This is a genomic window from Enterococcus sp. (assembly GCF_032555305.1).
In the GTDB taxonomy this organism is placed as follows: Bacteria; Bacillota; Bacilli; order Lactobacillales; family Enterococcaceae; genus Enterococcus_A.
Genome location: NZ_JAWGOQ010000004.1, coordinates 21,580 through 37,585 on the forward strand (window position 1 = coordinate 21,580; position 16,006 = coordinate 37,585).

A 16,006-nucleotide genomic window follows, 5' to 3' on the forward strand; every position below is an offset into this window, starting at 1 on the left:
AAATGGAGGAAAAGAAAAATGACAGAGTTTGAGTTGAACAAGTTTAAGACCGAACACCTTTTTACCTATTCAATTGATGTGGACGCCAACATGTTTATTCAAAAATTGCCGACCGGATCGACGCGTGTGACTGGGGTTATCACTGGCGGGAAGGTCTGGGGACCGAAAGTCAATGGTGAAATTTTACCTGTGGGTGCCGACTGGTCCACCGTTCATCCGAATGGGATCGTAGATGTGGACTGCCGTGCGATGATTCGGACCGATGACGGGGCTGATATCAACATGTTCTATAAAGGACGGATCGATCTAGGTTCTGCCGAAGCGGCGGCGGATTATGCCAATGGCAAGTTTCCACCAGTCATGGGCACCCAACCAATGCCTGTGCTGGACACAGATGATGAAAGATACGACTGGTGCAATCGGATTGCTTGCTTTGGGATCGGAAGAGTTGATTTTACCAACGATCCGATCGTGATCCAATACGATGTTTATCGCTACTATGCGACACCTTTTGCAAAAGATGAGGAGGCATAACCATGAACTACGACACACTTTTTACCCCTTATAAAATTGGAAACATGGAAGTTAAGAATCGGATCGTGATGTCACCGATGGGCACGAACTCCGCGTTTGCCAGCGGTCGAAAAGATGAGCAGGAAATCGATTATTTCGTGGAGCGGGCAAAAGGCGGCGCCGGCATGATCATCTTGGGCTGCCAGCCGCTGAATGAAGAGATCGCACAGGGGTCAATGGAAGGAACGCTGGATTCATTTACTGTTTTACCAGCACTGACTTCTTTATGCGACTCGGTTCATCGTTATGGAACCAAGGTGATCTGTCAAATTACCTGCGGAACGGGGCGGAATGCTTTTCCTGATACTTTAGGCCGTCCTCCGATGTCGGCGTCACCGATTCCTTCCGCCTTTGATCCGAATGTTCCGTGTCGCGAAATGACGAAAGAGGATATTCAAGGAGTCATGGATGGCTTTACCTTCGCAGCTGGTTTAGCCAAAGATGCCGGGTTTGACGGTATTGAGATTCATGCGCATGCCGGTTATTTAGTGGACCAATTCATGTCGCCAGTCTGGAACAAACGCACAGACGAATATGGCGGCTCGCCAGAAAACTTTGCTCGTTTCCCTAGAGAGATCATTCAGGCAATTCGTAAAGCAGTGGGTAAAAATATGCCGATCCTATTTAGAATCTCTTTGGATCATCGCTTTGAAGGTGGACGGACGTTGGAGGATTCACTTCCGTTAATTAAATTATTAGAAGAAGAAGGTGTCGATGCTTTTGATATTGATGCCGGATGTTATGAGACATTAGACTATATCTTCCCGCCTTCTTATCTGGGCGAGTCTTGTACGTCTTATGTCACTGATGCTGCTCGCAAAGCAGTCTCAGTCCCATTATTAAATGCTGGAACACATAACCCTGAGTCAGCCGTTGAGCTGATCCAGTCTGGAACTGCCGACTTCGCGATGTTCGGGCGCGGGTTGATTGCCGATCCCGACCTGCCAAATAAACTCTTGGCTGGGGAACGAGCAGATGTCCGCCCTTGCCTACGCTGTAATGAAAACTGTATCGGCAGAATTTGGAATAATCACACGAAGCTCGGCTGTTCTGTCAATACTCAAGCAATGGAGGAACGGCGCTTCAAATTAGAGGCAGCGGAAACACCGAAAAAAATCGTGATTATCGGCGGCGGCGCGTCAGGTATGGAAGCCGCCCGCGTGGCAAAATTAAGAGGGCACGAAGTCTCCTTATACGAAGCAGGGCCTCGCCTTGGCGGTATGATGCGGGATGTTGCAACGGCTAAATTCAAAGTCAATATTCAATTACTCAGCCAATGGTATGAAAGACAAATGGAAAAACTGGGCATTGACGTTCATCTAAATACCTTCGTGAGCCCTGATAATCCAATCTTGGCTGAATGCGACCAATTTTTTGTGGGCTGCGGTGCCGAAGCACTTGTTCCGCCAATCCCGGGAATCGACTCGCCAAACGTCGCTACCATGGTAGCATGTCATCAGGACGAATCCTTGATCAATGGCGAGAACATCGTTGTTTGCGGCGGTGGTTCGACCGGCTGTGACGGCGCGCTAGAGATTGCCTCAGAGATGAACAAAAATGTGACCATCATCGAAATGAAAGACAGCTGCGCAGAGGATGCCATGTTCATCAATCGTATTTCCTTGATGAATGCTTTAGCTGAAAATAATGTCACTATGATCACTCAAGCGAAAGTGACGAAAATTGATGAAACTGGTGTGTTGATCGAAAAAGCAGACGGCTCGACTGAGAAAGTAGCAGCAGACACGGTCATCAATGCTTTTGGCATGAAACCTGTTTTAACAACCGTCAACAGCATCAAAGAAAAATATCATACAAAGACTCGTCTCCTCGGCGACAGCAACAAAATCGGCAAGATCGGCGACGCTATCCGTGATGGCTTCTACGCCGGCAGTGCCATTTAGCTAATGACACAAAAACAAGAACCAGTGGTCTGACTAGATCACTGGTTCTTGTTTTTGACAGAGCTATCTCTGAGATAATTTCCTATTTTATGCGAAATAATGGCGTATAATTTTCAAATTCGTTTGTAACAATGGTAAAATAAGGCGTACAAACAAAATCGCAGCTAATAAGAAAATAGATTAAATTGAAGCAAGGAGGTTTGTGCTTTGGAAAAGACAAAAAAATTCGCTCAAGGCCTGGCCATCGGTTCAACGATCGGCATCGTCGCTGGCATCGCGGCAAATCACTATTATCGAAAACAACAAACAATGTCTCCAGACAAAGTCTTGGATCAAATCAAAGCAGCTTTTCTAAAGGAAGGTCCGATCGAAGGTTCTTGGATTTCTTTCGACACCGATCACATGCAAAAATTCGCCATCAAAATGGATATTCTTTCTGGCGGGATTACTCGGACAGAAGACGATCACTTGGTCGCTTACGAATTTAAAGCAGATGCCAAAACAGGTACTGTTTTGAGCATTGATCGCATCCTTAATGACTAATAGCGTATGCCGAAAATCGGCATACGCTATTTTTCTCTATTAAGAACCGGTATTACTCTGCTGTTCGTGCAAGAGACTCAACAAACCATTCTTCAAACTGGATTGGATCTACATTGACGGCCACTTCCGCGTTTGCTGGCAAATCCAGATAGTTCTCAAGGTCAATCAACGAAGCGCCATAGGTTAACGAAGTCGCCGTTTCGATCTCGACTCTGGTTGAGACGATCTCAAACATTTCCGGTTCTACGATCAAGGCGATCGCCAAGGCATCATACATATTCAATCCCGCTTCAAAACTGCCGCTGCGGTATTTCGTAAATAATTGATAGATCATTTCCCCGATTTCTCCAAAGCTTCGGATCTTATCCGTCACCTCAGGCATAATCTTGGCTTGATTTCCCACTTCTAACGGCGCAACTTGGATCGGAAGACCACTGTTGAAGACGATCTTTGAGGCTTCAGGATCAGCCGCGAAATTAAATTCCGACAACACGCCGTAATTTCCTCGTCCTAAACTGCCGCCCATTACGACGATTCGATCAATCTTAGCCAAATCCTGCGGATAAAGATGAAGAAACAAGGCGATATCAGTCAATGGACCAATTCCGACTAAAGTGGTCTGCTCTTCTTGATTCACGACTTCGTGCATCGCCTCCACTGCTGTTCTCGAGCTATTCGAAAAAATCGTCGCATCAGGAAATTCATAGCCGTCCATCCCGGACTCTCCGTGAATGTCACTGGCGTTGATCGCATCTCTTAAAAGCGGGCGGGCACTTCCTGAAACAACTTCCGGTGTTTTACGATACAAGGTCAACAGCTTTTCTGTATTAGACTTCGTATGTTCCAAACTGACATTGCCGAAAATCGGGCAAATCAGCTTCACATCCAGCTCTTCGCTGAAAAGCGCTAAAGCTATCGCTACCGCATCATCGATTCCTGGATCAGTGCTCAAAATAACGGATCTTCTCTTCATAATCTGCCTTCTTTCATTGTTAAATAAACCCTTCCAAGAAAGCATACAACAGGTTCACTATTTATGCCAATGAAGAAAAAACTCCCCACAATTAAAAAATTGCGGAGAGTTTCCAATATCAAGCATTATTTTACCAAACGATAGATCGCATCTGCGTAGATCACTGCAGAATTCAAGATGTCTTCAACAGACATGTATTCGTTGGCTTGGTGCATCGTATCTTCAAAGCCTGGGAATTGAGCGCCGTAAGCAACACCGCGTTCTAGTAAACGACCGAATGTGCCACCGCCGATGACTTTTTCTTCCCCTTTGATACCTGTATGTTCTTCAAAAGTATCTAGCAAAGTAGCGACCAATGGATCATCTGCTGGTACATAGTGAGGCAGCATGTGGTGAGCGCCTTCTGTTACCTTCACTTCTGAGCCGAATAATTCTTCTAATTTTGCTTTGATTTCGTCATTTGTCGTTCCTTTAGGGTAACGGAAGTTCAATGTGATTCGGTTATCGTTTTCTTGACCATCTTTGAAGCTGAAGATCCCAGCGTTCATGGTCAACTCACCCATTTTTTCATTGTTGAAAGCAACGCCTAATTTCTTCCCGTAAACATCTTCATGGATATAGTTTGCGCTGTTTTCGATGAAAGCTTTTGCACCTTTTTCGAAGTCATAGTTGTTTAAGAAGACTGCCAAGAAAGTACCAGCGTTTGTTCCCAATTGAGGGCTAGCGCCGTGCGCTGCTTTTCCGTCTAAGTGTAAAGTAACGGTTGAACCAGCAACATCAGCTTTTCCGCTAACTGGATTGTTTTCTACGTAATCCGCGAATTCTTTTGCTAATTTTTCAGCAGCCTCTGCATCGGCAACTTTTACTTCTGCCACTGCATTGCCGGGAACCATGTTTTCACGCAACCCAGCTTCGAAGCTTACTAAAACATAAGAAGTGCCGTTTGTGCCATCGAAGTGAGGGATCATGGTTACATTCCCTTTTTCACCGTTGATGATTGGGAAATACGCATCTGGTGAGAAACCAAAGTCAGGTTTTTCTTCATGTTCGAAGTAGTAGTCCATATCTCCCCAGCCGCTTTCTTCGTCAGTACCGAAGACGAAACGGATTTTTTTAGAGATTGGCAAGCCTAATTCTTTGATGATTTTTACAGCGTAGTAAGCCGCAACTGATGGGCCTTTGTCATCGCTTGAGCCACGAGCGTATAATTTTCCATCACGAATTTCTGGTTCATAAGGATCTGAATCCCAACCGTCACCAGCAGGTACCACGTCTAAGTGACCGAAGATTCCTAGTGTTTCATCGCCATCACCATAATCAAAATGGCCGGCATAGTTGTCGACGTTTTTGGTTGTGAAGCCATCGCGTTCTGCGATTTCAAGCATTTTTTCTAATGCTTCCACCGGTCCAGGTCCGAATGGTGCTTCTTTGGTTGCTTTGTCGTCCTCACGTTCACTTTTAATACGTAATAAAGTGAATAGATCTGCTAATAGATCGTCTTTGCGTGCTTCGACTTCTTTCTTAAAATCGATTGTCATTGAAAGATTCCCCCTTTAATTATAACCACTATAATGATAGCATTCTCTCGACTATAATAAAAATGAAAACTCTTTAATAAATACTAGGAAAGCCGCTCCTTTTTCCCTTATAATGGTACCCATAGTGAATTTTATCCTACTATTTCTATTATAAATGGTAAAATGATTATTTGACGAAAGCGGGTGACTAGATGGTCCAATTGAGCGAAGATATCTTACATAAAGTGATTACGAAGAGGCCCGAGATTTCCCACAAAGGAACTTTTGGACGAGTCGTGTTGATCGGCGGCAGCCAACAGTATGGCGGAGCGATCATCATGAGCGCTGAAGCCTGTGTCAAAAGCGGCGCGGGCCTAACTACTGTCATCACTGCCAGAAAAAACCACACAGCGCTTCATGCTCGTTTGCCGGAAGCGATGGTATTAGATTTCAACGAGACAAACACCATATACCAAACATTAGAAAAAGCCGATGTAATCTTAATTGGCCCTGGATTGGGATTGGCGAAAGAGATGGCACTTTTCTTAAAAGGTGTTGTCAGTAACCAAAATGTAGGACAATGGTTGGTGGTGGACGGCTCAGCGATCACACTTTTCAAGGATTATAATCTGTCATTAAAGTTCCCTGCACAAACCGTCTTCACTCCTCATCAAGCAGAATGGGCTCACTTAAGCGGTCTAAAGTTTGTGGAGCAAACGAATGAGAACAATCGTGCGAAACAAGCACTCTTAGGTGCCAAGATTGTCTTAAAGAGTCATCGCACGACGATCTACGATGAGGCAGTCGCTTATTATCAAAACCCGTTAGGCAATCCAGGCATGGCTACTGGTGGTACGGGCGATACATTAGCTGGCATGATCACTGGCTTTTTAGCGCAATTTGAAAAAAATATTGATACGGTCGCAGCAGCGGTCTATCTTCACAGCTTGATCGGAGATGATTTGGCGGAGGACAATTATGTCGTCTTGCCTACCTCGATCAGTGAGGCGTTGCCTCGTTATATGAAAAAATACGCAAGCGAAAGGAAATAACTATGGAAAAATATCCCGGCTATCAGCGCAAGCCTTTTTATTATGAGACCGATAAGATGGGCATCATCCATCATTCGAATTACATCCGCTGGTTTGAAGAATCCCGTGTTGACGCACTGGCTTTTATGGACTGCCCCTTTGAGAAAATCGAAGCAGACGGCATCATGATTCCAGTCTTAGGTGTCAGCTGCGAGTACAAAGAAATGGTCCGTTTCGGCGATGAAGTATTGATCAAACCAATCGTTACCAAATATACCGGCACACGCCTAGATTTTGAGTATCGTGTCTATAAAGGAGACAAGCTGGTCACAACCGGCACCAGTCAGCACTGCTTCATGTCCTATGAAACCAATCGTTTAGTCCAATTACGGAAAACACATCCCGCGCTTCACGAATTGTTTTTAGAGTATTATGAGACCACCAAAGAAGACATCTAAAAAATAGCCGCCGGCATCCGCCAGCGGCTATTTCATTTATTCGAGTATTGGATTATGCTGAAACACTTTCTCCAGCACTTTCTTCTGAACCGATTGCTTTTTCTTCGCCGACCAATTTCTTATCGTATGCACGAGCAAACGGCAGATAGATCGCGAATGCGGATGCTGCACAGATAACTGCCACTACTGCTGCTTTCCAGTCACCACCGGTACTAATGAAGGCACCCACTCCAACTGGTGAAGGCCAAGGCATGTTCGCGATTACAGGGCGAATCAATTCTAGTTGAATCGCAAAGTAAGCAATTGATGCGGAAACCATTGGCGCTAAGAAGAACGGAATCGCCATGAACGGATTGTAGATCAATGGGATACCGAAGATCAACGGCTCATTGATATTGAACAAACATGGAACAATCGCCGCTTTCCCTAATACTTTTAATTGTTCTGATTTCGCCATATAAACTAAGAAGAGACACAAACCTAAGGTTGCACCTGAACCACCGATTGTTACAAAGGCATTTTGGAACTCACCTGCTAATGGAATATGCGCGCCATCAGCGTTCAAAGCCAAGTTACCTAAAGTAATCGGAGCGATCAATGAAGAAATGATGTTGGCACCGTGGATACCTACGATCCATAATGCGTGGATCAAGAAGTAGATAACCATAACACCGATCCAGCTGCTGGTCATGTTCGTAACGAAACCGAACGGGATAGCGATCAATTGGAAGATATCCGTATTGAATAGGACTAATACGCCTGTGATGATTAGAATAACAAAAGCAACAATGAAAGCAGGAATCAAGGCTGTAAAGGCTCTAGATACACCTTCTGGAACCTGTTCCGGCATTCTGATGACCCAATTTTTTGAGACACACAAACGGTAAAGCTGAACGGCAATAACTGCCATGATAATTCCGGTAAAGATTCCGACTGTTCCCAAACGAGAAACACCGTCGCCGCCGATTGCCCAGCCGTTGATGATGTTTGCTTCAGTATCAGTCAAACGAACCACTGTTCCGTTATCCATCACTAACTGTGGGATAGAAAGGAAGAATGCGAACATTGATAGCAAAGCTCCCGTAATTGGTGCCATGTTCAAATCATCTTCCTCAGCGATGATTTTTGTATATTCATATCCCAAGCCAACACAAAAGTATAATGCCAAAATCCCCATCGTTGTACTGTTGGCTAACATATAAAGGTCACTGAATTTGAAAAATGTCGCGTTGAAGATGTCCTCTAAAAACGGGAAGGTCATTGGCAAAATATTGAACACTAAGAACATCGAACCAACGATCGTAAATGGAATAGCGCCCATACCAGCACCCATGATCCCCCGCACTACTTTTAGTGAAGCGATTTTTCCCATTGGGCCCATCAAGTTTTTCTCTAAGAAAGCAAAGACTTTATTATTTGATCCGTCCATTTTTTAATCACCCTTTTTAATTATTTAGTTTGCTGAATTCTGTAATATATGAAGCATGCTTATCTTTTTGACTATAAATGCTGCTGATTCGTTTCAAAATAACTGCTGATAACAAAATACCGGCTAACAAAATACAACTGACAAACCCTTTGCTCGTGGAATTATTTTTGAAAAATGGAAAGACTTGTTCGAACCCTAAATTGGTCAAAACAGACACCAATAAAACAACATTTGTTATCGCTTGGGTTATCTGATACAATCGATGCCCTTTTAACTGGTCGCGAACATCATCTGATGGATAGCCGTACAGACGTAAATGCTCTGCAACAGCCGGGACTGAAAGTACAAGTAATCCCAGTGGCAACAGTGCCCAAGCGCTTTTACTCATTGCTAGCGAAAGCAACCAATAGATATTCGTAAAGAAAAAACCGGCTAATAAATACCTAAGTAAAAGGAAGCGATTATAGCGAAAATTCTTCAGTGCCGTGTCCTTTTTTAATTGACTAGCAGTTTTTTTATCCATCATCTGTTCTCCTCTTTTTCCTAATAATGAATGGCGCCTTACTACGATACTTTCCGATATAATGAAAGCATTTCGATTGCAACTTCCCGTAAGGTCATGGTGGTCATCAAGTGGTCTTGCGCGTGCACCATGATGATCTCCATTTCAATTTTTTCTCCACTGGCATATTGCTGTAAGAGTTCGGTTTGTGCTTTATGTGCTTTGACTAGTGAATCATTCGCCTCGTTCAAATGTACATCTGCTTCTTCGTAGTTTCCTTCACGCATACTTTTGAAGCCTTCATGTACAAGTGTCCGGGCATCCCCACTACTCAAAATAATTTCAAATGCTGCTTCTTGTAATTTTTCTGAGTCCATTGTTTTTCTCCTTCTACTCTCTTTTTTCAAATTGATCAATAAACGCTTTTATAAAGTTATCAAAAGTATTACTGAAGGCTAAGGTTTTTCTGAAGTGATCATTCTCCATGATCTCAACCAACATTTGACTAACCTTTTCAATCTCAAACTTCCCTAATTTATCCGGTGACAGCAAGAAAACCAACTGAATATTCTGACATCCATCGCCCCAAACAATGCCTTCTGGTGCGACCGCAACAGCGACATGCCCTTCTTTGGTCAATGCTTCGATTGGATGAGGGACCGCCATAAATTCAGAAAATACGACTGAACTGTATGATTCTCGCAGTTTTAACTGGCTCAAAAAGCTTTCCTGCAAATCCGTGTCTTCAACTACTTCGATTTTGCTGATCAATTCCTTTAAGACCGCGTCTTTAGTAGATTGACCATCCACAAAATAGAACAGCTCCGGTTTGAAACTTCGCTTAATTAATTCAACTTGTTCTTCGACCAATTCTTTTTGCTCATGTTCTTTTCGACTTGAGAATTGGCCACCCTTATTACTAGATATTTCATGATTGATCTTCTTAATGTCTTCTTTTCCTAAGAAAACACTGACATTGACGATTGGTGCATTTAAGACGATATTGCCTAGATTGATCGAAGAGATGATCAAATCGATTTGACTTAAATCCTGCTCGGCGATTTCATAATAACTAATGACCTTTTCAATCAAGATTCTGGAACCGAACTCGCGCTCCAAACGATTTTTGATCATCTGTGAACTGCCTAATCCAGTCGCGCAGATAACTAACACATGAGTCTTTTGTTCATTAAAGTAGCGTTCAACCGCTGCTGTTATATGAATCGCTAGATAGGCCCATTCTCCTTCCGTCATTTGATACGACTTGAACACTGGCATTTTTGAAAAGTAGTTAACCGTCAGTTCAAACAAATCAGGATATTGTGTCTTGATTTCCTCCAGCAATGGATTCTCGATGCTGGAATTATTTTGCAGCCTGGTTAACAGCGGGATAAAGTGAATCATCAATCCATCAATCAAAATCGTGTCGTGCTCTAAATCAAATGGTGTGTCCTGATCAATGACCTTCAATGTTTCTAATAATTGCATTCGGATCTCGTCTTCCGTAGCATCTGCCTTTTTAAAGATCGTTTTGGCGGTAATCTTGTTCTTCAAGTGAAGGGCGATAAAATCCGCTTCCTCTGAAGAGAAGGTGATTCCCATCGCATTTTCGATTCTGGCTAAGATTTTTAAGGCCGTTTGATACTCCACCGATTCTTCCTCAAAAGACATCGGCGCTTGGATGTCCATTAGAAAACCATTTTGGATCCGTTTGATCGCCAGACCAATATGAAGGACTAAATTATAAACGATGAAATCTGAAAGCTTTAACTGTGATTCTCGGCATTCATCTAAAACAATAATGACAATTTCTTCAACACTGATGCCTTCTAGCAAATTCGCGTACATTGAAAAGGCAAATAAATTGTCATGCAAACGCTCCATAAAGAAATAATTCATAATGAAATGACGGATGTTTTGCTCATTTCCAACAATGAAGATTCCTTTATTGCTTTTACTTTGAAGTTCGATTTGGTAAGGTGTGATCAGTTTTTTTATTTCAACTAGATCGTTTGATATGGTTGAGCGAGAAACAAACAGTTCATCAGCGATTTCATCTACATAGACGGCACTCTGTTCAAAAAACAAGCGGTTTAAAATGTAATACTGTCGATCATTTGATTCCTGAATCGTCGTAATATCCCTAGAAGTCGCTTGATCTTTGACTTCTGCAAGATAAAACTCGTCAAATTTCTTCGCATCCTCAATTTTCAACTGGTACCCATTTCCTTGCTTTGCCTCGATCGTAGCGACTGCTTCTTGCTTTAAAGCATCCTCCAGCAGATGAAGATATTTTCTAGCTGTTCGATTGGAAACATCAATTCCTGAAGCAATCTCTTGACTCGTCAAATAAGTATGCTTTTGGTCAAATAATAATTTAAGGATTTGAGTTTCTCGCTTGCTCAACATCTCTATCAGCCCTTACTAAATATTTTCAAGAATGACGTTAGATAATTTGTCAATCCCCATTGGAATCGGAACGTATGCTTGCGGTGGAATGTTTACGATCGGTTTATCAACTTTACTCGCTGCTTTTGCTAAACTATCGAAATACATTTTGGTTTGCGGACTAACGAGATACAAATCATATTCGTCTTTTGCAATAGTAGTAGCTCCTTGAGATTGAGAAGTCGCATCGACTTGAATCTCATTTCCTTTTCCTTGTAAAGCCTCTGTTGTTTTTTTTGCAATTACTGATGAAGACATTCCTCCGGCACAGATAATCAATGCTTTTTTCATCGTTTTTTCCTCCCTATTTATCCTATTTTTTACCCGTTCACTACTCTTCTATTATTTTAACGTATAGCTGAAGTAGATCGGGGCCGATTTTTATTCTAATATTTCACCATTTGAAGAAATCACCTGTTTGAACCAATCAAATGAATCCTTCTTGCTGCGTTCTAAAGTTCCATTGCCTTCATTGTCACGATCAACATAAATGAAGCCATAACGTTTTTTCATTTCTCCCGTTCCGGCAGAGATCAAATCGATACATCCCCAAGGCGTATATCCCATTAAATCCACACCATCTTCGACAACCGCTTTTTTCATTTCCTTGATATGATCGCGGAAATAATCAATACGATACGAATCATGGACACTGCCGTCCGCTTCTTTTTCATCGATGGCACCGAAGCCATTTTCGACGATAAACAATGGTACCCGGTAATGATCAGTGAACCAATTCAATGCATAACGGAGACCTTCAGGATCGATCTGCCATCCCCAGTCAGAGATACCGATGTATTCATTTCTGACAAAATCTCTTTGCTCATGGTAGTCAAAGTATAGATTGTCTTCTTTATGCTTGATGGCATAGGACATGTAATAACTAAAACCAATATAATCAACCGTTCCTTTTACCAGTTCTTCCAAGTCTTCTGATGTTATATCTAAATCATAACCTTTTCTAGCAAAGTATGTCATCATATAACCCGGATAGGCACCATGCACGTGAACATCTGTGAAATAATAGCGTTTTTCCATTGCCTTTTGCGCCATCAATACATCCGCTGGTTTGCATGTCGCTGGATAGATCGGACACATGGCGATCATACAGCCAATTTCAAAATTAGGATTGATTGCTTTACCGATTTGAACGGCTTTGGCGCTAGCTACCAATTCATAATGTGCGGCTTGATACATAATCCGCTCACGGTCATCGCCTTCTTTATAAGCGATTCCTGAATTGGTAAACGGGAAAAACTGATCGTCGTAATTGGCTTGATTGTTGATTTCGTTAAAGGTCATCCAATATTTGACCTTGTCTTTGTAGCGTTTGAAGCAAACCTCTGCAAAATTCACAAAAAAATCGATCAGCTTGCGATTGGCAAAACCGCCATACTCGGTTACTAAATGATACGGCAATTCAAAATGCGATAGTGTTACGACGGGTTCGATACCATACTTCAAGCATTCGTCAAAGAGATCATCGTAAAATTTTAAACCTGCTTCGTTGGGCTCTTGCTCGTCCCCTTTTGGAAAAATCCTGCTCCAAGCAATTGACGTTCGGAAGCACTTGAAGCCCATCTCAGCAAAAAGTGCGATGTCTTCTTTGTAACGATGATAGAAATCGATGCCCTCGTGGTTCGGATAATACTCTCCTTCAAGGACACCTTCAGTGATTCTCCGTGAAACGCCAGGACCACCGACGGTCATTACATCTGCAACACTGACACCTTTTCCGCCTTCTTGCCAAGCCCCCTCAAGCTGGTGGGCTGCTACTGCACCTCCCCACAAAAAATCTTTTGGAAATCCTGTCATACATTTACCATCCTTTCCTTTACTAACCACATCATAATAGATAGCGTTTACATTGAGAACACAGACAATTACCACAACGATGTGGCAATTTCCTGGCTACGGTAATTTATATAGAAGAAAGATGACCTATTTACTGGTTTTAGACGAAAAAAAACACCTAAAACAGAAGTCTGTCTTAGGTGTATAAACTCGTTCATCTACTAGATGTTTAGTTGTATTTTTTCTTTAAGTAAATGTAGAAAGGAATCCCCAATGCGGTAATTGCAATACCGATCATTGCTAATGAGAATTGGTTGATCAGAGTCATCACTAAGATGAACACCCCACCAATGATCGCGATGATTGGAATGATTGGGTAAAGCGGCACTTTGTAAGGACGAACCAAATCTGGTTCTGTTTTTCTTAATTTGATGACTGCGATAAAGACTAATGTGTAGAAGATCCAGATAACGAAGACTAACATATCCGTTAACATATCGAATCCACCGACCATCATCATGCCGATCGCAATGACTAATTCCAATAGACCAGCGATATAAGGAACATGATTCTTGTTTAATTTCACTAGTTTATCAGAGAATGGTAATTGTTTTTCAAGACCCATTGTATAAGGTAGACGCATACCTGTCATCGTGTAGCCGTTGATCGTTCCGTATACAGAGATCAGGATACCGATCGTGACTAATTTACCACCCATGCCGCCAAAGATTGTTCCAGCGACATCCATCGCCGCATTTTCGTTTCCTGCTAATTGAGACATATCAATGGTACGTAGGAAAGCGAATTGGACTAATAAGTAAACGACCATAATTCCTAAGATCCCGCCAGCAATCGCCCGAGGCAAATCACGTGCTGGTTTCTTCAATTCGCCGGCGATATTTCCGACATGAATCCAGCCATCATAGGCGAACATTGTTGCCAATAGCCCTGCACCTAATGCTGGGAAGAAGCCGCCAACGTTGGCACCTGCTTGAACTGGCAGCAAGCTGACAGTAACATCTCCTTGGCGCATCAAGCCGAAGATCACGATCAACGCTAAAGGAACTAACTTACAGACTAACGTGATTGATTGGAACATTCCGCCGGCTTTTGAGCCAAGGAAGTTGATCAGCATGATTGATGCTGCTGCGACGATCGCGATCGGAATGATCGTTGAATCGCTCATACCGAATAAATTCTTAAACTGCGTTGCGAAAATGATTGCTAAAGCGGCTACATTTGCTGGGAAGTAGATGACTACTTGTGCCCATCCAAGTAGGAAACTCCAAAATTCTCCATAAGCGCGTTCAATATAGCGCAGCATCCCGCCAGTTTCTGGAATCGCTGCTGCTAATTCCGCACCAGTCAATCCGGCACAGACACTGATTAATCCGCCTAGGAACCAAGACAACATGTGTAAGCTGGTTGATCCTGTTACTGCAGCAACACTGGCTGCTTTAAAGAATACCCCTGCACCGATTACGGTACCCATTACTGTCGAAAGGGCTGGGAAGAAGGTCATCGTTCGTTTCAGTTCACCTTTTTGTGAACCCACAAGTTCTTGTTGGTCGACTGCCATATTTTTTCCTCCTATAATTTGAAGCGAGTGTTTGTTCACTTCTTAACATGGTTTCTAAAACAAATAGTGGAAGTTATTACATAAACGAAATAGAACAAATAATTGCTATACACCAAGTATTTAACAGCTATCCCTATTTGTTCGGACATTATTTTAACATGGAGGAAGAAAAAGGGAAACGTTATTTAAAACATTTCCTTTTTTCTTATTCCCTCCTCATGTTCTGTTAAGAAACCTTCACGATTTTATGAATTTACTTTATCAAAAGACACCTTTGTTTCTACGCCTTCTGCCTTAAATTTTTCTGATAATCTTTCTAACATTTCATCCGTCATTTTATCTAAATCAAAGTTTGGACTGAAGTCCCATTCTTTGCGTGCATCGCTGTCATCGATCGAATTAGGCCATGAATTTGCGATTCCTTGACGTGCTGGATCTACGTCATATTTCAATTCAAAATCAGGAATCCGGCGACGAATTGATGCCGCAATTTGTTCTGGTTCAAAGGACATTGCAGTGATGTTGAATGAGTTGCGATGCTCTAAGCGATCCGCATCTGCATTCATTAACTTCACGATTCCTTCAATTGCATCGTCCATATACATCATGTCCATATAGGTTCCTTTGTCGATAAATGATGTGTAGGATTTGTTTTTTAAAGCTTCATAATAAATGTCTACGGCGTAATCTGTTGTACCGCCGCCAGGTTCTACTTTATATGAGATTAAGCCAGGGAAGCGAACGGAACGGCTATCAACACCATACTTATCATGGTAGTAATTTTCTAATAATTCACCCGCTACTTTGGTCACTCCATACATGGTAGTAGGGTGCATTACGGTATCCTGCGGCGTATTGTCTGGTTCGCAATCTGGTCCATAAGCCGCGATCGATGATGGTGCGAAGAATTTTGTATTAGGTCCAATTTCCCGAGCCACTTCTAACGCATTCATTAACCCAGTCATATTCAAGTTCCAAGCAAACGCGGGACGTTTTTCAGCAGTGGCAGAAAGTAATGCTGCTAAATGGATGATCGTATCTACTTCATAGCGTTTAGCCATGTCCAAAAAGCTGTCGTAATCGGTTACATCTAATTCTTCAAATTGACCATTTTCAACAACTGGACTTCCTTCAACCGTACGAATATCGGTTGAGATGACATTTTTTACCCCTAGATCTTTGCGTAGTCTTTCTGTTAATTCTGAACCAATTTGTCCTAATGCGCCTGTGATCAATACTTTTTTCATGAATGTGA

At 42.5% G+C, this 16,006-nt stretch carries 15 protein-coding genes; 5 read left to right on the forward strand and 10 right to left on the reverse strand.

The window, feature by feature from the left end:
- The first annotated feature begins 18 nt into the window (after positions 1-18).
- From E6139_RS04410 to E6139_RS04420, 3 genes are all read left to right on the forward strand, one after another.
- Complete coding sequence (locus E6139_RS04410) at positions 19-534, forward strand: DUF3237 domain-containing protein (RefSeq protein WP_316401843.1); 516 nt, start codon at positions 19-21, stop codon at positions 532-534.
- Between the two features lie 2 nt (positions 535-536).
- Entirely contained in the window at positions 537-2,477 is a 1,941-nt protein-coding gene (locus E6139_RS04415; protein WP_316401844.1) for an NAD(P)/FAD-dependent oxidoreductase, read from the forward strand.
- A gap of 207 nt (positions 2,478-2,684) precedes the next feature.
- The gene (locus E6139_RS04420) at positions 2,685-3,020 is read left to right on the forward strand and encodes a hypothetical protein (protein ID WP_316401846.1); all 336 of its coding nucleotides are present in this window, start codon (positions 2,685-2,687) and stop codon (positions 3,018-3,020) included.
- 52 nt (positions 3,021-3,072) lie between these two features.
- Here E6139_RS04420 and E6139_RS04425 read toward each other — a convergent pair whose 3' ends face one another.
- Positions 3,073-3,993, reverse strand: a complete 921-nt coding sequence (locus E6139_RS04425) for a nucleoside hydrolase (protein WP_316401847.1) — start codon at positions 3,991-3,993, stop codon at positions 3,073-3,075.
- Between the two features lie 125 nt (positions 3,994-4,118).
- The gene (gene pepV, locus E6139_RS04430) at positions 4,119-5,531 is read right to left on the reverse strand and encodes a dipeptidase PepV (RefSeq protein WP_316401848.1); all 1,413 of its coding nucleotides are present in this window, start codon (positions 5,529-5,531) and stop codon (positions 4,119-4,121) included.
- 191 nt (positions 5,532-5,722) lie between these two features.
- Between pepV and E6139_RS04435 the strand changes: the two genes are divergently transcribed.
- Together E6139_RS04435 and E6139_RS04440 are read left to right on the forward strand one after the other, a co-directional pair.
- A complete protein-coding gene (locus tag E6139_RS04435; RefSeq protein ID WP_316401849.1) occupies positions 5,723-6,562 on the forward strand; it encodes an NAD(P)H-hydrate dehydratase in 840 nt (279 codons plus the stop codon).
- A 2-nt stretch (positions 6,563-6,564) separates the two neighbouring features.
- Positions 6,565-6,999: a thioesterase family protein gene (locus tag E6139_RS04440; RefSeq protein ID WP_316401850.1), complete on the forward strand. Its 435-nt coding sequence runs from the start codon at positions 6,565-6,567 to the stop codon at positions 6,997-6,999.
- A gap of 52 nt (positions 7,000-7,051) precedes the next feature.
- On the opposite strand, the gene celB is transcribed toward E6139_RS04440, so the two are convergent.
- The 8 genes from celB to E6139_RS04480 form a co-directional block, all read right to left on the reverse strand.
- The gene (gene celB / locus E6139_RS04445) at positions 7,052-8,428 is read right to left on the reverse strand and encodes a PTS cellobiose transporter subunit IIC (RefSeq protein WP_316401851.1); all 1,377 of its coding nucleotides are present in this window, start codon (positions 8,426-8,428) and stop codon (positions 7,052-7,054) included.
- A gap of 16 nt (positions 8,429-8,444) precedes the next feature.
- Entirely contained in the window at positions 8,445-8,954 is a 510-nt protein-coding gene (locus E6139_RS04450) for a hypothetical protein (protein WP_316401852.1), read from the reverse strand.
- 38 nt (positions 8,955-8,992) lie between these two features.
- Positions 8,993-9,307: a PTS cellobiose transporter subunit IIA gene (locus E6139_RS04455; protein WP_316401853.1), complete on the reverse strand. Its 315-nt coding sequence runs from the start codon at positions 9,305-9,307 to the stop codon at positions 8,993-8,995.
- Between the two features lie 13 nt (positions 9,308-9,320).
- Complete coding sequence (locus E6139_RS04460; RefSeq protein ID WP_316401854.1) at positions 9,321-11,339, reverse strand: BglG family transcription antiterminator; 2,019 nt, start codon at positions 11,337-11,339, stop codon at positions 9,321-9,323.
- 15 nt (positions 11,340-11,354) lie between these two features.
- Positions 11,355-11,669 carry a PTS cellobiose transporter subunit IIB gene (locus E6139_RS04465; RefSeq protein ID WP_316401855.1) on the reverse strand — a complete coding sequence of 105 codons (315 nt, stop codon included), beginning with the start codon at positions 11,667-11,669 and terminating at the stop codon, positions 11,355-11,357.
- A gap of 90 nt (positions 11,670-11,759) precedes the next feature.
- The gene (locus E6139_RS04470; RefSeq protein WP_316401856.1) at positions 11,760-13,193 is read right to left on the reverse strand and encodes a 6-phospho-beta-glucosidase; all 1,434 of its coding nucleotides are present in this window, start codon (positions 13,191-13,193) and stop codon (positions 11,760-11,762) included.
- 208 nt (positions 13,194-13,401) lie between these two features.
- A complete protein-coding gene (locus E6139_RS04475) occupies positions 13,402-14,751 on the reverse strand; it encodes an APC family permease (protein ID WP_316401858.1) in 1,350 nt (449 codons plus the stop codon).
- A gap of 245 nt (positions 14,752-14,996) precedes the next feature.
- A complete protein-coding gene (locus E6139_RS04480) occupies positions 14,997-15,998 on the reverse strand; it encodes an NAD-dependent epimerase/dehydratase family protein (protein ID WP_316401859.1) in 1,002 nt (333 codons plus the stop codon).
- Positions 15,999-16,006 lie beyond the last annotated feature (8 nt).

Bases quoted from the DNA above. Each gene is read 5' to 3' on its own strand.
- E6139_RS04410 (WP_316401843.1), top strand. From the start codon at position 19: ATGACAGAGTTTGAGTTGAACAAGTTTAAGACCGAACACCTTTTTACC.
- E6139_RS04415 (WP_316401844.1), top strand. From the start codon at position 537: ATGAACTACGACACACTTTTTACCCCTTATAAAATTGGAAACATGGAA.
- E6139_RS04425 (WP_316401847.1), bottom strand. From the start codon at position 3,993: ATGAAGAGAAGATCCGTTATTTTGAGCACTGATCCAGGAATCGATGAT.
- pepV (WP_316401848.1), bottom strand. From the start codon at position 5,531: ATGACAATCGATTTTAAGAAAGAAGTCGAAGCACGCAAAGACGATCTA.
- E6139_RS04435 (WP_316401849.1), top strand. From the start codon at position 5,723: ATGGTCCAATTGAGCGAAGATATCTTACATAAAGTGATTACGAAGAGG.
- E6139_RS04440 (WP_316401850.1), top strand. From the start codon at position 6,565: ATGGAAAAATATCCCGGCTATCAGCGCAAGCCTTTTTATTATGAGACC.
- celB (WP_316401851.1), bottom strand. From the start codon at position 8,428: ATGGACGGATCAAATAATAAAGTCTTTGCTTTCTTAGAGAAAAACTTG.
- E6139_RS04450 (WP_316401852.1), bottom strand. From the start codon at position 8,954: ATGATGGATAAAAAAACTGCTAGTCAATTAAAAAAGGACACGGCACTG.
- E6139_RS04455 (WP_316401853.1), bottom strand. From the start codon at position 9,307: ATGGACTCAGAAAAATTACAAGAAGCAGCATTTGAAATTATTTTGAGT.
- E6139_RS04460 (WP_316401854.1), bottom strand. From the start codon at position 11,339: ATGTTGAGCAAGCGAGAAACTCAAATCCTTAAATTATTATTTGACCAA.
- E6139_RS04465 (WP_316401855.1), bottom strand. From the start codon at position 11,669: ATGAAAAAAGCATTGATTATCTGTGCCGGAGGAATGTCTTCATCAGTA.
- E6139_RS04470 (WP_316401856.1), bottom strand. From the start codon at position 13,193: ATGACAGGATTTCCAAAAGATTTTTTGTGGGGAGGTGCAGTAGCAGCC.
- E6139_RS04475 (WP_316401858.1), bottom strand. From the start codon at position 14,751: ATGGCAGTCGACCAACAAGAACTTGTGGGTTCACAAAAAGGTGAACTG.
- E6139_RS04480 (WP_316401859.1), bottom strand. From the start codon at position 15,998: ATGAAAAAAGTATTGATCACAGGCGCATTAGGACAAATTGGTTCAGAA.